Below are 17,111 nucleotides of genomic sequence, written 5' to 3' on the forward strand. Positions count from 1 at the left end.
CGTCCCAATTAAACGGAATATTCACAATAATTAGCAGCATTTATTATGGCTAGAAATAATGATAAAAATACAGTACAGAGGTTCAACCAGATCTCTATAGGTTTAGCTTCTCCAGAGTCCATCCTTGCGGAATCTCGTGGTGAAGTTCTTAAGCCTGAAACGATCAATTACCGTACGCACAAACCAGAGCGTGACGGATTGTTCTGTGAGCGTATTTTTGGTCCTGTAAAGGATTATGAATGTGCCTGCGGAAAATATAAAAGAATCCGTTATAAAGGAATCGTTTGTGACCGTTGTGGAGTTGAAGTTACCGAGAAAAAGGTTCGTAGAGATCGTGTAGGTCACATTAACCTTGTAGTACCTGTAGCTCATATCTGGTATTTCCGTTCTTTGCCTAACAAAATTGGTTATTTGCTAGGTCTTCCTTCGAAGAAACTTGACATGATCATCTACTACGAAAGATACGTAGTGATCCAGCCAGGTAACGCGAAGAATGAAGAAGGGGAGCCATTAAAGAAAATGGATTTCTTAACTGAAGAAGAGTATCTGAACATCTTGGATGAACTTCCTCAGGAAAATCAATATTTAGAAGACAGCGACCCAAATAAGTTTATCGCTAAGATGGGAGCTGAATGTCTTATCGAAATTCTTAAGAGAATAGATCTTGATGATCTTTCGTACGAATTGAGACACAAGGCAAACAACGAAACTTCCAAGCAACGTAAGACGGAGGCTCTTAAGAGACTTCAGGTTGTGGAAGCACTTCGTGACGCGAACAAGAACCGTGAGAACAATCCAGAATGGATGATCATGAAGGTAGTACCGGTTATTCCACCGGAACTTAGACCTCTTGTACCTCTTGATGGTGGTCGTTTCGCGACTTCAGATTTGAACGATCTTTACCGTCGTGTAATTATTCGTAACAACCGTCTGAAAAGATTAATGGAGATCAAAGCTCCTGAAGTGATTTTACGTAACGAAAAACGTATGCTTCAGGAATCTGTGGATTCATTATTCGATAATACAAGAAAATCATCAGCAGTAAAAACTGACTCTAACCGTCCGCTTAAATCACTTTCAGATTCATTGAAAGGTAAGCAAGGTCGTTTCCGTCAGAACCTGCTGGGTAAACGTGTGGATTATTCAGCACGTTCGGTAATCGTTGTAGGGCCAGAATTGAAGATGTTCGAGTGTGGTCTTCCAAAGAATATGGCAGCTGAGCTTTACAAGCCTTTTATCATCAGAAAACTGATAGAAAGAGGTATCGTAAAAACAGTGAAGTCTGCTAAGAAGATTATCGATAAGAAAGAACCTGTAGTTTGGGATATACTGGAGAACGTTCTTAAAGGGCATCCGGTACTATTGAACCGTGCTCCTACGCTTCACCGTCTGGGTATCCAGGCATTCCAGCCTAAACTTATTGAAGGAAAAGCAATTCAGCTTCACCCGCTTGCGTGTACTGCATTCAACGCCGATTTCGATGGTGACCAGATGGCGGTTCACTTACCACTTGGGCCAGAAGCTATTTTGGAAGCACAGTTATTAATGCTTGCTTCTCACAATATATTGAACCCTGCAAACGGTTCACCAATTACAGTACCTTCTCAGGATATGGTACTTGGTCTTTACTATATGACCAAGCACAAGAAATCTACTCCTGAAGAGCCTGTAGTAGGTGAAGGACTTACTTTCTATTCTGCAGAAGAGCTTGTAATAGCTTACAACCAGAAGAGAGTAGACCTTAACGCAGGTATCAAGATTAGAACTAAAGATTTCAACGAAGAAGGTGAATTGGTTTATATGATCAAGGATACCACAGTTGGTAGAGTATTATTTAATGAAGCTGTGCCAGAGAAGGCAGGTTACATTAACGAAGTACTTACCAAGAAATCACTTCGTGAGATCATTGGTAAGATCCTTAAAATTACAAGTGTACCAGAAACTTCAGAATTCCTTGATAACATTAAGGAACTTGGTTATGGATTCGCATTCCGTGGTGGACTTTCTTTCAGCTTAGGTGATATTATCATCCCTGAAGAGAAACAAGCTATGATCGATGAAGCTAACGAACAGGTTGAAGGTATCATTGGTAACTATAACATGGGTCTTATTACCAATAACGAACGTTATAACCAGGTAATTGACATCTGGACTTCAACTAACGCAGGTCTTACTGAATTGGCTATGAAGCGAATTCGCGAAGACAAGCAAGGATTCAACTCGGTATATATGATGCTTGACTCTGGTGCGCGTGGTTCGAAAGAGCAGATCCGTCAGCTTACTGGTATGCGTGGTCTTATGGCTAAGCCGAAGAAATCTAACTCTGGTGGAGGTGAAATTATCGAAAACCCGATTCTTTCTAACTTTAAGGAAGGTCTTTCGATTCTTGAATACTTTATCTCTACTCACGGTGCTCGTAAAGGTCTTGCCGATACCGCACTTAAAACTGCCGATGCAGGTTACCTAACCCGTCGTCTGGTAGATGTTTCTCAGGATGTGATCGTTAATGAAGATGACTGTGGAACATTAAGAGGAGTAGAAGTTAAGCCACTTAAGAAGAACGAAGAAATCGTAGAATCATTAGGAGAGAGAATCCTTGGACGTATTGCTCTTAATGATGTTGTAAATCCTTCAACAGACGAATTAATTGTTGCTGGAAACGAAGAAATAACTGAAGAGATCGTTGCTAAGATCGAAGCTGCGCCAATCGAAAGTGTTGAAGTACGTTCACCACTTACCTGTGAGGCGAAGAAAGGTATCTGTATCAAGTGTTACGGTAGAAACCTTGCAACCAACAAGATCGTACAAACAGGTGAAGCTGTTGGTGTTGTTGCTGCACAGTCTATTGGAGAACCTGGTACACAGCTTACACTACGTACGTTCCACGTGGGTGGTATTGCTGGTAACATTTCTGAAGATAACAAACTTGAAGCAAGATTTGATGGTATTGCAGAGATCGAAGATCTAAAAGTTGTTAAAGGTGAAGCCCCAGATGGTGGAACTGCAGACATCGTGATCTCTCGTACTGCTGAACTTAAGATCAAGGATAAGAAAACAGGAGTTGTATTAAGTAACAACAACATTCCTTACGGTGCACAGATCAATATCAATGATGGTGCTAAAGTAAGCAAGGGAGATGTGATCTGTACTTGGGATCCATATAACGGTGTGATTATTTCAGAATTCGCCGGTAAGATCAAGTATGAGAACGTTGAACAAGGTGTTACTTATCAGGTAGAGATCGATGAGCAGACAGGATTCCAGGAAAAAGTAATTTCTGAATCTCGTAACAAGAAATTGATCCCAACCTTACACATCCTAGGTAAGAAAGACGAAGTAATTCGTTCTTATAACCTTCCGGTAGGTGCTCACCTTATGGTGGACAACGAAGAGAAGATCGGAGTTGGTAAGATTCTGGTTAAGATTCCACGTAAATCATCTAAAGCAGGGGATATTACGGGTGGTCTTCCAAGGGTAACCGAGCTTTTCGAAGCGCGTAACCCATCTAACCCTGCGGTAGTATCTGAGATCGATGGTGTTGTATCTTTTGGTAAGATCAAAAGAGGTAACCGTGAGATCATCGTTGAGTCTAAACTTGGAGAGGTTAAGAAATACTTGGTTAAGTTATCCAATCAGATCCTTGTTCAGGAAAATGATTACGTAAGAGCTGGTATGCCACTTTCAGATGGTTCTATCACTCCAGAGGATATCCTGAACATTAAAGGACCAAACGCTGTACAGCAGTATCTTGTGAACGAAGTTCAGGAAGTATACCGTTTACAGGGTGTGAAGATTAACGATAAGCACTTTGAGGTTGTTGTAAGACAGATGATGCGTAAAGTAAGAATCGTTGATCCGGGAGATACTATATTCCTTGAAAACCAACTTGTTCATAAGGATGATTTCATCGATGAGAACAACAAGTTATTCGGAATGAAGGTTATCGAAGATGCAGGTGATTCAGAAAGGCTGAAACCAGGACAGATTATCACTCCAAGAGATCTAAGAGACGAGAACTCTATTCTTAGAAGAGAAGATAAGAATCTTGCTACTGCCAGAGATGTGATCACGGCTACTGCGAATCCGGTACTTCAGGGTATTACCAGAGCTTCACTTCAGACTAAATCATTCATCTCGGCTGCTTCCTTCCAGGAAACAACTAAGGTATTGAACGAGGCTGCGGTAAGCGGTAAGATCGATCAACTTGAAGGATTGAAGGAAAATGTAATTGTAGGACACAGAATTCCTGCAGGTACAGGTATGAGAAAATACGATAGCATTATCGTTGGTTCTAAAGAAGAATTCGACCAGATGCTTGAGAAGAAACAGGAAGTTAACTATAACTAATTCCTGATAATATTTCAGAAAAAAGGCTCCACGAACTGTGGGGCCTTTTTTTATTTATAACGATATTTGATATATGAAGGAGTACTTTAAACAATTACTGGAATATTCCCATTATTATAACCTGGAGATCATTAAGAAATTCAATGATGGGGATCTGCATTTTATGGTGCCAGACAGGGCCATAAATCTTTTATCACATACGCTAAATGCTCATAAGATCTGGAATTACAGGTTGGAGGGAAGCGAAGAGGAAGTTGAACTCTGGAAGAACCTGGAGAAGGATCAGATGGAGTATGCCGAGAACGAGAATTTTGAAGCTACAATGGAGGTACTGGAAAAAGAGGATCTGGACAGGGTAGTGGAATATAAGAATACCAAAGGTGAACAATATCAGAATTCAGTTCGGGATATTATTTTCCATATGGTGAATCATTCTACCTATCATCGCGGGCAGATCGCTACCGAATTCAGGAAAGAAGGTATAGATCCAGTGGTTTCAGATTATGTGTTTTACAAGCGCGATAAATAGCAGGTAAAAAATAAATATTAAATTGAAGAAAATTTAAATCATGGAAGACGATAAAAAACATAAAAACCAAAAAGGAAAGATCAATATAGAGCTGGATGAAGCCGTGGCAGAAGGAACTTATTCCAACCTGGCCATTATCAACCATTCTGTATCAGAATTTGTGGTGGATTTTGTGAATATCATGCCGGGAAGGCCTAAGAGTAAAGTTAAGTCCAGGATCATCCTTACTCCGCAGCATGCCAAAAGGTTATTAAAGGCCTTAGGTGATAACATCAATAAATTTGAGCAGGCTCATGGAGAGATCAGGGATTATGATAAAGCTCCGTTGCCACTTAATTTTGGTCCTACAGGACAGGCGTAGTTTAGCAATACAGATTTACTAAAAAAGAGATTTCTCTCGTTGCCCTGAATGACAAGATTAAAATTGTCATTTCGAAGGAGCATAGCGACTGAGAAATCTCTTTTTTATTTTCAGTTTTTAAAGCGAAAAAATCCTACTAATCATTGTATTTGGCAAAATAGATCTTTGCGGCTTTCATAACTCTTGGTGAAAGAATCAATGTAGCGATCATAGTTGGAATTGCCATTAAAGCGAAAAATCCGTCGATTAGATTCAGGATAAAACTTAATGAGGTTGTAGCTCCAATAATGATACTCAGAATATAGACCCAGTTGTAATATTTTTTGTTTTCGGCACCTATAAGGAATGAAAGACATTTTGTTCCGTAGTAGGAATAAGAGAAAAGCGATGATATACTAAAGGCAAGTATACAAAGCAATAATAAGTAATGTCCAACATATGGAATCGCCTGGTCAAATGCCGCGGCGGTAAGGCTTACCCCATTCACATCTTCTGTCTGCCATACATCTGTTACCAGAATTGCCATTGCCGTTAAAGTACAAACCACCAAAGTATCGATGGCCGGGCCTAACATGGCGATAAGACCTTCCCTGATAGGTTCAGAAGTTTTACTGGCACCATGCGCCATCGTAGCTGTACCAATTCCGGCTTCATTAGAAAATGCCCCTCGTCTTATCCCAAGTAAGATCAAGCCTCCTAATAAACCTCCCAGAAGCGGTTCTCCCTTATAATTATTAGCAGCAAAAGCATCTGTAAATATCATCCCGAAATAATGGAAAACCACCTCGTAATTCACCAATAGAATTGCCAGAACCGAAACAAAATATAAGGCCACCATCGCCGGTACTAATTTAGAAACAGTTTTACTTATACGGTCCAAACCTCCAATAATAACAACAGTGGTAATAAGTGTAAGAGCAATTCCTATAATCAGGCTGGAGGTAAATCCTGTTTCAATATTGTTAGGTTCAAGCAGGATATAATTGATCGCCTGCGTAAGCTGGTTCACATTGAAAACCGGTAAGGCACCTACCAGACCCGCCACTGCGAAAAATACAGCCAGAGGTTTCCATTTTTTGCCAAGACCTTCAACGATAAAGTACATTACTCCACCCTGAATTTTCCCCTCGGTATCTTTACCTCGGTACATCACCGCCAGGCTGTTTGTAAAGAACTTTGTGGCCATACCTACAATAGCACTAATCCATAGCCAGAAGATCGCACCTGGGCCACCTACGGCGATAGCGACTGCTACCCCGGCAATATTACCCATTCCCACCGTTGAGGACAAGGCTGTAGATAAAGCCTGGAAATGATTGATATCCCCCGGATCATCCGGATTGTTATACTTACCACGAAGCACTTCAACAGAATGTCCAAGGTATCTGAAAGGTAAAAATCGGGAATAAATTAAGAGATAGATCCCGCCACCAATAAGCAGGATGACTAATGGAATACCCCATACAAAAGAGGCAAAATCTTCAATGAATTGGTTGATTAGGGACATAGGTATACTTTGTCCCGAAAATAGTAAAATTTGTGGGTGTATCTATCCTATTAAAATGACTTTTAAAATTTAGCTTCCAATTAAATTCATTTTGCCCAAACCCAGCCGGAGTTTAAGTATCCTAAATTAAAGACCCTGAAACAAGTTCAGGGTGACTTTCTATTTTTTTCGTCATGCTGAACTAGTTTCAGCATCTCAAATGATAGGTTTTGAATCAAGTTCAGGCTAACGAATCTTAAAACTCAGACGTAAAATGGAATTTTATAGATGGATATTTTTGTTGCGTCATTTGTAAAGAGAACTGGGAATCGGCAAGAAATACCATTTGCCCGGATTTATCCTTAGCGAGGTATTTAGATTTTACCCTTTTAAATTCCTTGAATTCTTCACTCTTTTCATCTTCAGCTTCGATCCAGGTAGCTTTATGTACGTTCAGATTCTCGTAAGTGCATTTAGCACCGTATTCGTGCTCCAAACGATATTGAATTACTTCGAACTGAAGTGCTCCCACAGTCCCGATGATCTTCCTGCCGTTCATATCCAAAGTAAATAGCTGGGCAACCCCTTCGTCCATCAACTGGTCAATTCCTTTTTCCAATTGCTTGGATTTCATAGGATCGGCATTGTTGATATACCTAAAGTGTTCCGGGGAGAAACTTGGGATCCCTCTATACATCAGGTTTTCACCTTCAGTAAGAGTGTCTCCAATTTTAAAGTTCCCGGTATCATGAAGTCCAACGATATCACCAGGATAAGAAACATCCACGATCTCTTTCTTTTCAGCAAAGAAAGCGTTTGGAGAAGAGAACTTCATGTTCTTGTTATGGCGAACATGAAGATAATTCTTATTCCTTTCGAATTTTCCTGAAACGATCTTTATAAAGGCCAGCCTGTCGCGATGCTTAGGATCCATATTCGCATGGATCTTGAATACAAAACCTGTGAAATCTTTTTCATCTGGTTTTACAATTCTGGTATCACTTTCTTTAGGTCGTGGTGGGGGAGCGATCTTGATGAAACAATCCAACAATTCTCTAACACCAAAATTATTCAGGGCAGAACCAAAGAATACCGGTTGCAGCCTTCCCTCAAGATATGCTTCGCGATCAAATTCGGGATATACACCCTGCGCAAGTTCAAGCTCCTCTCTAAGAGTTTCAGCTGCGGAACCTCCTATCAATTCATCAAGTTCTTCAGATTTAAGATCGCTGATCTCTACTGTTTCTTCGATATCTTTTCTCGGATCTCCGGTAAAGAGATTCACATTCTTTTCCCATATGTTATAGATTCCTTTAAAATCATAACCCATCCCAATAGGGAAACTCAAAGGAGTTACGGTAAGATTCAGTTTTTGTTCGATCTCATCAAGTAGTTCAAAAGCATCTTTACCTTCACGGTCAAGTTTGTTAATGAAAACGATCATTGGGATGTTACGCATTCTACAAACCTCTACCAGTTTTTCAGTTTGTTCCTCCACACCTTTGGCAACATCAATCACTACGATCACACTATCTACAGCAGTAAGAGTTCTGAAAGTATCTTCAGCAAAATCCTTGTGACCCGGAGTATCCAGGATATTTATTTTAATATCGCGGTATTCAAATGCAAGAACAGAAGTAGCCACCGAGATCCCTCTCTGTCGCTCAATTTCCATAAAGTCACTGGTAGCACCTTTCTTGATCTTGTTAGATTTCACCGCTCCGGCTTCCTGGATAGCACCACCAAAAAGCAAAAGCTTCTCTGTTAACGTGGTTTTACCGGCATCGGGGTGAGAAATGATACCAAATGTCCTTCTTTTATTTATCTCTTTCTGATAATGCTTCATACCTGCTGATATTGGAGCGGCAAAAATACTATTATTTTCACGAATTTCCTTTTTAAAGAGGTCGCCTTTTTATCGTTGAAATTTCACCTTTAAACCATTAAACAGTAACTTTATTGGGTATATGTTCGATATGGCGGATATTTGATGTAATCCTGTGAGAAATGATGGATTTTACCCTACAAGATCTTAGATCTGTAATTTTGTTTTTTACTGTAAATCTTATTTTCAGCTTCTCTTCATTTTCTCAAATCCACACCGAAACAATTGCCAAGGATTCTTACGCCATTAACCTTGGTATTACTCCGCAGACAACTGCTAATGCCTTAAAGCCCTATGGTTTTATCTACGAGTTATTAAGTGAATACCCGGTAGAGATCAAATGGATTATAGATCCTGAAAAAAGGAAGGATGGAGTTGATTTCAGGCTTGGCGAGGAAGATTTTAGATCAGGTTCTTTTGTGATCCCGGTTTCTTATATAACGGAAGAGGTAAGATCCAGGATCCAGAACTGGGAAGATCGGGGGATAATTGGAACTTATTTGAGTGAGGATAAAGCTTTACCCATATTTACAGATCTTTCCATTGCTCCAAAATGGACACTGGATAAGCAAAACGGTAGTATCGCGCTGGCATATTTTAGGGCGGCCGGTATCCCCGGGGATGCCCATGGAGGCTATAATTCCAGCAACTGGAAGACACCAGATGAACTGGGAGTTTGTGATGATATCTTTGTGATGCCTCATGCTGAACCAAAATTTGAAACTCATAAGAATCTTTATTACTGGAACAGGGAATATAAAGGTGCGATTTGGGCCGGTTGCCATGCCGGGAGCCAGCTGGAGAATTTACACGGAATGGTCCCGGCGGTGGATACTACAAAAATTATCCAATTAAATTTTTTATCTGAAGGCGCTGCAGGGGCCAGGACCACTGGTCTCATTCCGTATTATGAACACCGGTATGCCACTCCTCCATATACGCATCAACTCCCAGCCGATCCCGTTTCACAATACCTGGGACGAAGCGATAAAGCTTTGATCAATGGTTCTGAACGTATTTTTTATCCTAAAAAAGCGAATGTCTGGCGTCAATCTGCCAGGCAGATAATCATAGATGTCTCGGCTCCAGATGTTCCTTTACTTTCAAATGGTCCCGGAGCTGTTATGATCTACGGCAATGGTTTTGGTGATGCCAGGAACGGATTGGTAATGTACCAGGCTTCCCATGATTTTTCTGGTGATGCTCCTGAGAATATTGCGGCCATGAGAGCTTTTTTCAACTGGAGCTTTTATGCTGCAGAAGTGAAGCGCAAAGAGAATATCATAAGATTTCAGAATGCACAGGGAGATAAGATCTTTGCGGCGAGGGTAGGGGACGATCTGGCTAAAATGCTGAATTTGGATCCGATTTTATTCGACCTCGATAAGGCTGAAATCAAATCTCAAGCGGCAAAACAACTGGATGAGATCGCGGCCTATATGCTTGAATATCCAGAATTGCTTATCGATATAAGATCCCATACAGATAGCAGGGCAGACGATAGCTACAATATTAAACTTTCTAAGGAACGGGTGGCGGTTACCATGGATTATCTAATCAATAGTGGTGTTGATGAAGCCAGGATCTCCGGTAGGGGCTATGGGGAGACCGAGCTGGTCAACAACTGCAGGAACGGCGTAAGATGTTCTGAAAATGACCATGAAAAGAACCGCCGATCTGAATTCATACTTTCCATAAACTGCGATATTTATAGCGGAAACCTAAAACTTTAGGAATTGCTTAATCAGCTTCTTTATGATACAAATCACTGTTTTTGTACATTTGAGCTTCAATTAAAAAAATGGCAGAAGAAAAAGTAATCTTAGTTAACGAAAAAGACGAGCAAATTGGGCTCATGGAGAAAATAGAAGCCCACGAAAAAGCTTTACTGCACAGAGCTTTTTCAGTATTTGTTTTCAATGACAAAAATGAGCTGATGATCCAGCAAAGGGCCTTGTCAAAATATCATTCTCCAGGATTGTGGACCAACACCTGCTGTAGTCATCAAAGAGAGGGAGAATCTAATGTTGAGGCTGGAAAAAGAAGACTTCAGGAAGAAATGGGGTTTTCTACAGATCTAAAGGATACCATTTCTTTTATTTATAAAGCACCGTTTGATAACGGACTTACAGAACATGAATACGATCATATTCTTGTGGGAAATTATGAAGGAGTCCCAGATCTTAACCCAGATGAGGTGGCTGCCTGGAAATGGGTGTCGCTAGATGATCTAAAAGTGGACATGAAAAAGAATCCACATATTTACACCGAATGGTTTAAGATCATTTTCGATAAATATTCTTCACACGTAGGATTATGAGAGTAACGGTCCATAGAAAAGCTCACTTTAATGCGGCGCATCGTCTTTTTAGAAAAGACTGGGATGATGAGCGCAACCTTGAAGTTTTTGGAAAATGTAGTAACCCTAATTACCACGGGCATAATTATGAGCTTATCGTTTCAGTTACCGGAGAACCAGATCCTGAAACTGGTTTTGTGATGGACCTGAAAATTCTAAAGGACCTTATAAATTCTGAAGTTGAAGAACCTTTTGATCATAAGAACCTTAATATTGAAGTTCCCGAGTTTAAAGAATTGAATCCTACTGCAGAAAATATTGCCGTAGTGATATGGAATAAATTGCGAAAAAAGATAAATAAAAGTCATGAACTGGAAGTTACCTTGTACGAAACACCAAGGAACTTCGTGACTTATAAAGGAGATTAATATGAACGTAGGCGATAAAGTACCAGATCTGGAATTAAAGGATCAGAATGGAAAAGCATTTAAATTTTCAGATCTCATAGGGAAGAAGGCCTTTGTAGTATATTTCTATCCGAAAGATTTCACCCCGGGCTGTACTAAAGAAGCCTGTAGTTTTAGAGACAGTTACGAGGATTTTAAAGAACTAGGTGCTGAGGTAATAGGAATAAGCGGGGATTCTACTGAATCACATTCAAAATTTGCATCAAGGTATAACCTGCCATACGTTTTCCTTTCAGACGATAAAAAAAGGGCAAGAGATGTATTTGGCGTAAAATCAAGTCTGCTTGGTTTGATCCCGGGTAGGGAAACTTTCATTTTTGATAAGCAAGGCAAGCTGCTTCATAAATTCAATAGCATGAATGCAAAAAAGCATATGCCCGAAGCTTTATATGTTTTGAAAAAAAATCAGAATTAATTTTATCGAAAAATCATTTTGGTTTCGAAAAATAGTTTAAATTCGCAGCCGAAATTTAATGATAATGGCGAGTAAAAGATTGCTTAAAAAGGACGTGAATTATGTAATGGGAGACATCATCGATGCTGCCTATATTCACCAAATGGCTAACCCAAAAGAAGACCCAGCGAAATCTGAGGCGATCGTGGACGAGGCTATTAAAGAATACGATGCATTGATCACGAAGATCAACCGTCGTGACGTTGAAAATAAACAGAAACACTTTAAAGAAGTTCAGTCTGAGCTTGAGACTAAAGCAAACGCTTTGATCGAAAAGCTTAACGCACTTTAATAAGTTGCCGATGTAGCTCAGCTGGCTAGAGCAGCTGATTTGTAATCAGCAGGTCGTGGGTTCGAGTCCCTCCATCGGCTCAAAGAAAAGCTTCTCCTTTAGGAGGGGCTTTTTTGTTTTTATCACGTTGGGACGAGAAGCTTGTCCTGAGCGAAGTCGAAGGGAGTCCCTCCATCGGCTCTTAGCAAAAACCTCTCTTTTTAGAGAGGTTTTTTATTTTCAGGTAAGTTCATTTTTAATTCTGGATCAATGTAATACTTCCAGTTCCAGGTTTTTTGAGCATTTTTCCTGTACCTTTTTAAAATATGCTTCATCCTCACGAACATCTTTATCCCAGAAAGGGATCATTTTATTCAGTTTTTCACGGTATTCTTCAGATTCTATTTTTTCAGGAAAAGCGATCCTTAGTACTTCCAGCATAATATGAACTGCTGTGGAAGCTCCCGGCGAAGCTCCTAAAAGAGCTGTGATCTTTCCATCCTTGCTATGCACCACATCGGTGCCGAATTCCAGTACTCCTCCCTGTTCTTTATCTCTCTTAATGATCTGAACACGTTGGCCAGCGACTTTTAACTCCCAGTCATCGGGATTTGCATCTTTAATGAAGACCTTCAGGTCGTTCACACGGTCCTCGTGATCCATTCTCACCTGCTCGATAAGATAGGAGGTAAGGGGAAGGTTATGCCAGAATACACCCCACATGGAGGGTAGATTGTCAAGTTTTATAGATTTGGGAAGATCCAGAATAGATCCTTCTTTCAGGAATTTTGTGCTGAACCCGGCAAAGGGCCCAAATAGCAGTTCCTTTTTACCATTTATATACCTGGCATCAAGATGAGGAACAGACATGGGTGGAGCGTCCACCCCGGCTTTGCTGTAAACTTTAGCATGATGCTTCTCTATGGTCTCCCTGTTCTTGCAAAATAGCCACTGGCCACTTACGGGGAAACCACCATAGCCATCTTTTTCGGGGATCTCAACTTTTTGAAGCAAGGGTAAGGCACCTCCACCAGCACCTATAAATATATGTTCGGCATCATAATAACTTGTTTCGCCGGTATTTCTGTCTTTAATTTTGGCCGACCAGTCTTCAGGGCCATCCGGATCTATGTCCAGAACCTCGCGGTTTCTTAATACCGGCACCTCGAACTGCTCTTCAAGGATCTTAAAATATTGTTCGGTAAGTGATCCAAAATTCACTCCTGTTCCCAGTTCCATTCTGGTCGCGGCCATTACTTCATCTGCTGAACGATTTTTCATGATAAGAGGGAACCACTCCTTCAGTTTTTCATGTTTGTCTGAAAATTTCATTTCCTCAAACATGAAATTTGAGCTCATGGCTTCGTATCTTTTTTTAAGAAACTCCACATCTTTTTCTCCCCGTACCCAGGCATGGTGAGGTATGGTATGTATGAAACTCTGAGGATCCTTTATTAATTTTTGTTCAACCAGGTATGACCAGAATTGTTTAGATCTTTCAAACTGCTGAAAGATATCGATAGCCTTGGATATGTCTACCTCGCCATTTTCATCCTGGGGAGTATAATTAAGTTCGCAAAAAGCCGAGTGTCCCGTCCCGGCATTATTCCAGGCCTTGGTGCTTTCCTGGGCTACACTGCCCAGTCTTTCAAAAATTATAATTTTCAGTTTTGGGTCTGTAAGCTTAAGCATTAGCGCAAGAGTAGCGCTCATTATTCCGCCACCAACACAGATGAGGTCATAATCTCGATTGGTATTATGCATAGTAAAAAGAATTTTTCTCAAGATAATTAATGCATAAGCTAAATTGAGCCAATGAAATATTAAGAACTTGTTATAAACTAAAAAAGGAGCCGAGTGGCTCCTTTAATGTTATATGTGAAATTGATTTGTCCTATGAATTTTGATCCACAGTCTGATCTTCAACTTTCTCTTCAAGTTTTTCCTGCTTTCTGCGCTCCTTTAAAAAATCTTTCAATTCTTCTCCATATTTCGATTTCTTTACTTTCGGAGCCAGAGAAGAATAAATGGTATCCAGATATTTTATATTAGCATCGAATACTTCTGAAAGGGCAAGGTAAGGAGCGATCTCGTGTTCCTTGTTATTGATGGCGAAGTTCACGGTGTACAGGTACTTTCTTTTCAGAAGTTTATCATATTTCTTATCGATCTCCATTAATTTTTCTTCGTCCTGAGCTTTTTCAGCTTCAAAACTCTCCTTGATTAGATCAAGGTTTTGATCGTTAAACCTGCTTATCATTTTACGGTATTCCACCAGTTTTTCCTGATTTACAGAACCAACGATATTTGCATTGGTCTCAAATTTCTCAAGACTTGTATTAATGGTAACCTCGCCTTTGTCTGCGAAAAAATCTATACGATCGTCGTATCTGTTATTGTCAACTTTCTCTAAATAGAGGTACATGATCTGCGGGCTTTCAATATAGGTCTCCATAGCGAAATTTGGATCGCCATCTACAATTACAGAGTCTACATTTACCAGAACGGTGTCTTTTATTTTCTGAAGATAAAGGGTTCCTTTTTTAAGACCTTTAATTTCACCGCTAACAATAAGGTTGCTTTCTTTCTCAGAACAAGCTGTGATGCTTATTATAATAACTAAAAGAAGAGCTAATTTTTTCATGTGTTGAATTCAGATTTTTTAAGGTGGGCAAATATCTTATATTTTTCTGTTTAATACTAACTCCCGGCTGCTATTTGCATTAAAATTGTACACAGGATCGCGCCGTATGTTCCTACCACGTATCCAAAGACAGCTAGCAATACTCCAACCGTAGCTAAAGAAGGATGAAACGCAGCTGCAACCACTGGTGCAGAGGCGGCTCCTCCAACATTCGCCTGGCTTCCAACTGCCAAAAAGAAATAAGGTGCCTTTATAAGTTTTGCGGTAGTAAGCAATACGATCACATGGATCAATATCCAGATAAGACCAATGCCTAATAAGCCCGGGTTTTCGAAGATCTTCCCAAGATCCATTTTCATACCTATGGTAGCGACCAGGATATAAATGAAAATACTTCCTATTTTACTTGCTCCGGCTCCTTCATATTTTTTCATTTTGGTAAAAGAAAGAAGTATCCCGATGGCAGTAGCGATAGTGATCATCCAGAAGAACTGCGACGAAAATGAGGAAAGCGCGCTTTTGGAATCGCTGAAGATTTCAAAATTGGCGAGAAGGTATTCAGACATTCCATCTGCTCCCCAATGCGCAATTCCCACGGCTCCGAAGGCCAGCGCCAGCATGATCATAAAATCTGGTAGGGTTGGAATTCTGGTTACGCTTTCAGCATAACTGCTCACCTTCACCTTTAGTTCCTGTATTGCAGAATTATCTGCTTTTAACCAGTTGTCTATACTTTCATTTTTACCAATTCCCATAAGGATGATGGCCATCCAGAGATTCGCCACTACGATATCCACGAGGACCATACCGCCATATAGTTCGGGGTTGTACTCATAGATTTCCAGCATTGCGGCCTGGTTGGCACCTCCACCAATCCAGCTTCCGGCAATGGTAGAAAGGCCTCGCCAAATAGCATCTGGCCCAACACCGCCTAAAGTTTCAGGTGATATTACAGACATAATAAGAATGGCCAGGGGACCACCAAGTACGATACCTATAGTTCCAGCAAAGAACATGATCAATGCTTTGGGTCCAAGGTTGAAAATGGCTTTTAGATCTATACTCAAAGTCATAAGAACCAGGGCTGCCGGTAACAGAAATCTACTGGCTACGAAATATAATTGTGAAGTCTCATCATCGATCAATCCTAAAGAATTGAAGATTGCAGGGATGAGGTAACACATTAATAAGGCTGGAACAATTTTATAAAATTTACCCCAAAAACCTTCTTTCTTTGAAGATGTATAAAAAACGAAGCCCAGTGCGAGCATTAGAAGTCCGAAGACTATCGCGTCATTAGTAAAATAAGTAGTTTCTTCCATAAAATTAGACTAGATGGCCGGCAAAATACAATTTTTATTATTTAGGATTAAAGGCAGTACAAACTTAAATTTTGAGCAATTCTGAAATGCTTTTTGCTACGCCATCTTCTTTTCCGGGAGTCGTCACCATATGCGCTATTTCCAGTACCTCTGGCTTTGCATTTCCAACAGCGATACCCATTCCTACACCTTTTAGCATTTCGATGTCATTGTAATTGTCTCCAAAGGCCATGCTTTGGGAAAGTGGGATTCTGAAATGATTGTCCAGCAAATGTTCTACCGCGGTTAATTTCGAGATCGCTTTTGGAGCTATTTCCAGGTAAGAAGGTTTTGATCGATATAGGTGCAGATCTTCCGGATAATTTTCTAGTAGGAAATCCCGGATGCGGTCTATATTTTCCTCTTCACCCATGGCCATGATCTTGTGAGCTCCCTTTTCCTCGCTTTTCCATTTAGAAATAACATTGCTGTTGCTTTCAAATTCAGGATTTACCTTGGTGTTGTTGATCTCCCGCCTGGTCCAGAAATCGTCTTTGGGCACATACCATTCATCATTATGAAACAAACTTAAATGTACATCGATGCTCTCGTTGAATTTGCTCAGGTCACTAAGAATATCAATTGGGATTTCGGTAGAGCTTACCGATTTTCCATCCACCAGGATCAAACCTCCATTATAACTGATAAGAGGCAGGTGTTCTATATCCATCTTTTTCTGAAGATGCCTCATTGCTGCGGGCATTCTTGAAGAAATTAGAATGAAAGGAATATTGGAATTATTAAGCTTTTTAATAGTTTCTACGGTGTAATCTGAAAGATCTCTTTCGGCATTCAGCAGTGTGCCGTCAATGTCTGAAAAAATTATTTTGAACATTATTCTTCCTGCTTTTTATTTTTAGGGTTTCTTTTTGCTTCTTTTAAAGCCTTGTTTAGCATCCATTCTATCTGCCCATTGGTACTTCGAAATTCATCTGAAGCCCATTTCTCGATAGCTTTTAACATATCTTCATCTACTCGTAAGGCGAATGCTTTTTTCTTGCCCATAA

15 protein-coding genes and 1 tRNA gene are annotated in these 17,111 nt (G+C 40.2%); 9 read left to right on the plus strand and 7 right to left on the minus strand.

The genetic code is table 11. From position 1 onward, the window contains the following. Nucleotides 1–45: 45 nt before the first annotated feature. The 3 genes from rpoC (at nucleotide 46) to C8P64_RS13375 (ending at nucleotide 5,237) form a co-directional block, all read left to right on the plus strand. The gene (gene rpoC / locus C8P64_RS13365) at nucleotides 46–4,347 is read left to right on the plus strand and encodes a DNA-directed RNA polymerase subunit beta' (protein WP_108172577.1); all 4,302 of its coding nucleotides are present in this window, start codon (nucleotides 46–48) and stop codon (nucleotides 4,345–4,347) included. A gap of 73 nt (nucleotides 4,348–4,420) precedes the next feature. Continuing rightward, complete coding sequence (locus C8P64_RS13370) at nucleotides 4,421–4,876, plus strand: DinB family protein (protein ID WP_108172578.1); 456 nt, start codon at nucleotides 4,421–4,423, stop codon at nucleotides 4,874–4,876. Between the two features lie 40 nt (nucleotides 4,877–4,916). Continuing rightward, complete coding sequence (locus C8P64_RS13375) at nucleotides 4,917–5,237, plus strand: DUF3467 domain-containing protein (protein ID WP_108172579.1); 321 nt, start codon at nucleotides 4,917–4,919, stop codon at nucleotides 5,235–5,237. A 136-nt stretch (nucleotides 5,238–5,373) separates the two neighbouring features. Here the strand turns inward: C8P64_RS13375 and C8P64_RS13380 are convergent, their stop codons facing one another. Beyond that, nucleotides 5,374–6,744, minus strand: a complete 1,371-nt coding sequence (locus C8P64_RS13380) for an alanine/glycine:cation symporter family protein (RefSeq protein ID WP_108172580.1) — start codon at nucleotides 6,742–6,744, stop codon at nucleotides 5,374–5,376. Between the two features lie 235 nt (nucleotides 6,745–6,979). Next, nucleotides 6,980–8,569 (minus strand): peptide chain release factor 3, encoded by a 1,590-nt coding sequence (locus C8P64_RS13385; protein WP_108172581.1) that lies wholly within the window; start codon nucleotides 8,567–8,569, stop codon nucleotides 6,980–6,982. A 161-nt stretch (nucleotides 8,570–8,730) separates the two neighbouring features. Between C8P64_RS13385 and C8P64_RS13390 the strand changes: the two genes are divergently transcribed. The 6 genes from C8P64_RS13390 (at nucleotide 8,731) to C8P64_RS13415 (ending at nucleotide 12,200) form a co-directional block, all read left to right on the plus strand. After that, nucleotides 8,731–10,341: an OmpA family protein gene (locus C8P64_RS13390; protein WP_108172582.1), complete on the plus strand. Its 1,611-nt coding sequence runs from the start codon at nucleotides 8,731–8,733 to the stop codon at nucleotides 10,339–10,341. 68 nt (nucleotides 10,342–10,409) lie between these two features. Then, nucleotides 10,410–10,928 carry an isopentenyl-diphosphate Delta-isomerase gene (gene idi / locus C8P64_RS13395; RefSeq protein WP_108172583.1) on the plus strand — a complete coding sequence of 173 codons (519 nt, stop codon included), beginning with the start codon at nucleotides 10,410–10,412 and terminating at the stop codon, nucleotides 10,926–10,928. Further along, on the plus strand, nucleotides 10,925–11,335 hold the full coding sequence (locus C8P64_RS13400; RefSeq protein ID WP_108172584.1) for a 6-pyruvoyl trahydropterin synthase family protein: 411 nt from the start codon (nucleotides 10,925–10,927) through the stop codon (nucleotides 11,333–11,335). The genes idi and C8P64_RS13400 overlap by 4 nt, the downstream gene beginning before the upstream one ends. Continuing rightward, nucleotides 11,331–11,789: a peroxiredoxin gene (locus C8P64_RS13405; protein WP_108172585.1), complete on the plus strand. Its 459-nt coding sequence runs from the start codon at nucleotides 11,331–11,333 to the stop codon at nucleotides 11,787–11,789. Before C8P64_RS13400 ends, C8P64_RS13405 begins: the two co-directional genes overlap by 5 nt. 64 nt (nucleotides 11,790–11,853) lie before the next feature. After that, nucleotides 11,854–12,120, plus strand: coding sequence for a hypothetical protein (locus C8P64_RS13410; protein WP_108172586.1), 267 nt, complete (start codon nucleotides 11,854–11,856; stop codon nucleotides 12,118–12,120). A gap of 6 nt (nucleotides 12,121–12,126) precedes the next feature. Further along, nucleotides 12,127–12,200: transfer RNA gene (locus C8P64_RS13415), tRNA-Thr, on the plus strand. A gap of 166 nt (nucleotides 12,201–12,366) precedes the next feature. On the opposite strand, the gene mqo is transcribed toward C8P64_RS13415, so the two are convergent. The 5 genes from mqo to C8P64_RS13440 all read right to left on the minus strand — a co-directional run bounded on the left by mqo (nucleotide 12,367) and on the right by C8P64_RS13440 (nucleotide 17,109). Then, nucleotides 12,367–13,863 carry a malate dehydrogenase (quinone) gene (gene mqo, locus C8P64_RS13420; protein WP_108172587.1) on the minus strand — a complete coding sequence of 499 codons (1,497 nt, stop codon included), beginning with the start codon at nucleotides 13,861–13,863 and terminating at the stop codon, nucleotides 12,367–12,369. A 130-nt stretch (nucleotides 13,864–13,993) separates the two neighbouring features. Continuing rightward, complete coding sequence (locus C8P64_RS13425; RefSeq protein WP_108172588.1) at nucleotides 13,994–14,743, minus strand: DUF4369 domain-containing protein; 750 nt, start codon at nucleotides 14,741–14,743, stop codon at nucleotides 13,994–13,996. 56 nt (nucleotides 14,744–14,799) lie between these two features. Continuing rightward, on the minus strand, nucleotides 14,800–16,065 hold the full coding sequence (locus tag C8P64_RS13430; RefSeq protein WP_108172589.1) for a DUF819 family protein: 1,266 nt from the start codon (nucleotides 16,063–16,065) through the stop codon (nucleotides 14,800–14,802). Between the two features lie 64 nt (nucleotides 16,066–16,129). Then, a complete protein-coding gene (locus C8P64_RS13435; protein WP_108172590.1) occupies nucleotides 16,130–16,939 on the minus strand; it encodes an HAD family hydrolase in 810 nt (269 codons plus the stop codon). Further along, on the minus strand, nucleotides 16,939–17,109 hold the full coding sequence (locus tag C8P64_RS13440) for a type II toxin-antitoxin system antitoxin (protein ID WP_108172591.1): 171 nt from the start codon (nucleotides 17,107–17,109) through the stop codon (nucleotides 16,939–16,941). The genes C8P64_RS13435 and C8P64_RS13440 overlap by 1 nt, the downstream gene beginning before the upstream one ends. Nucleotides 17,110–17,111 lie beyond the last annotated feature (2 nt).

The organism is Christiangramia gaetbulicola (assembly GCF_003054225.1).
Taxonomy (GTDB): Bacteria; Bacteroidota; Bacteroidia; order Flavobacteriales; family Flavobacteriaceae; genus Christiangramia; species Christiangramia gaetbulicola.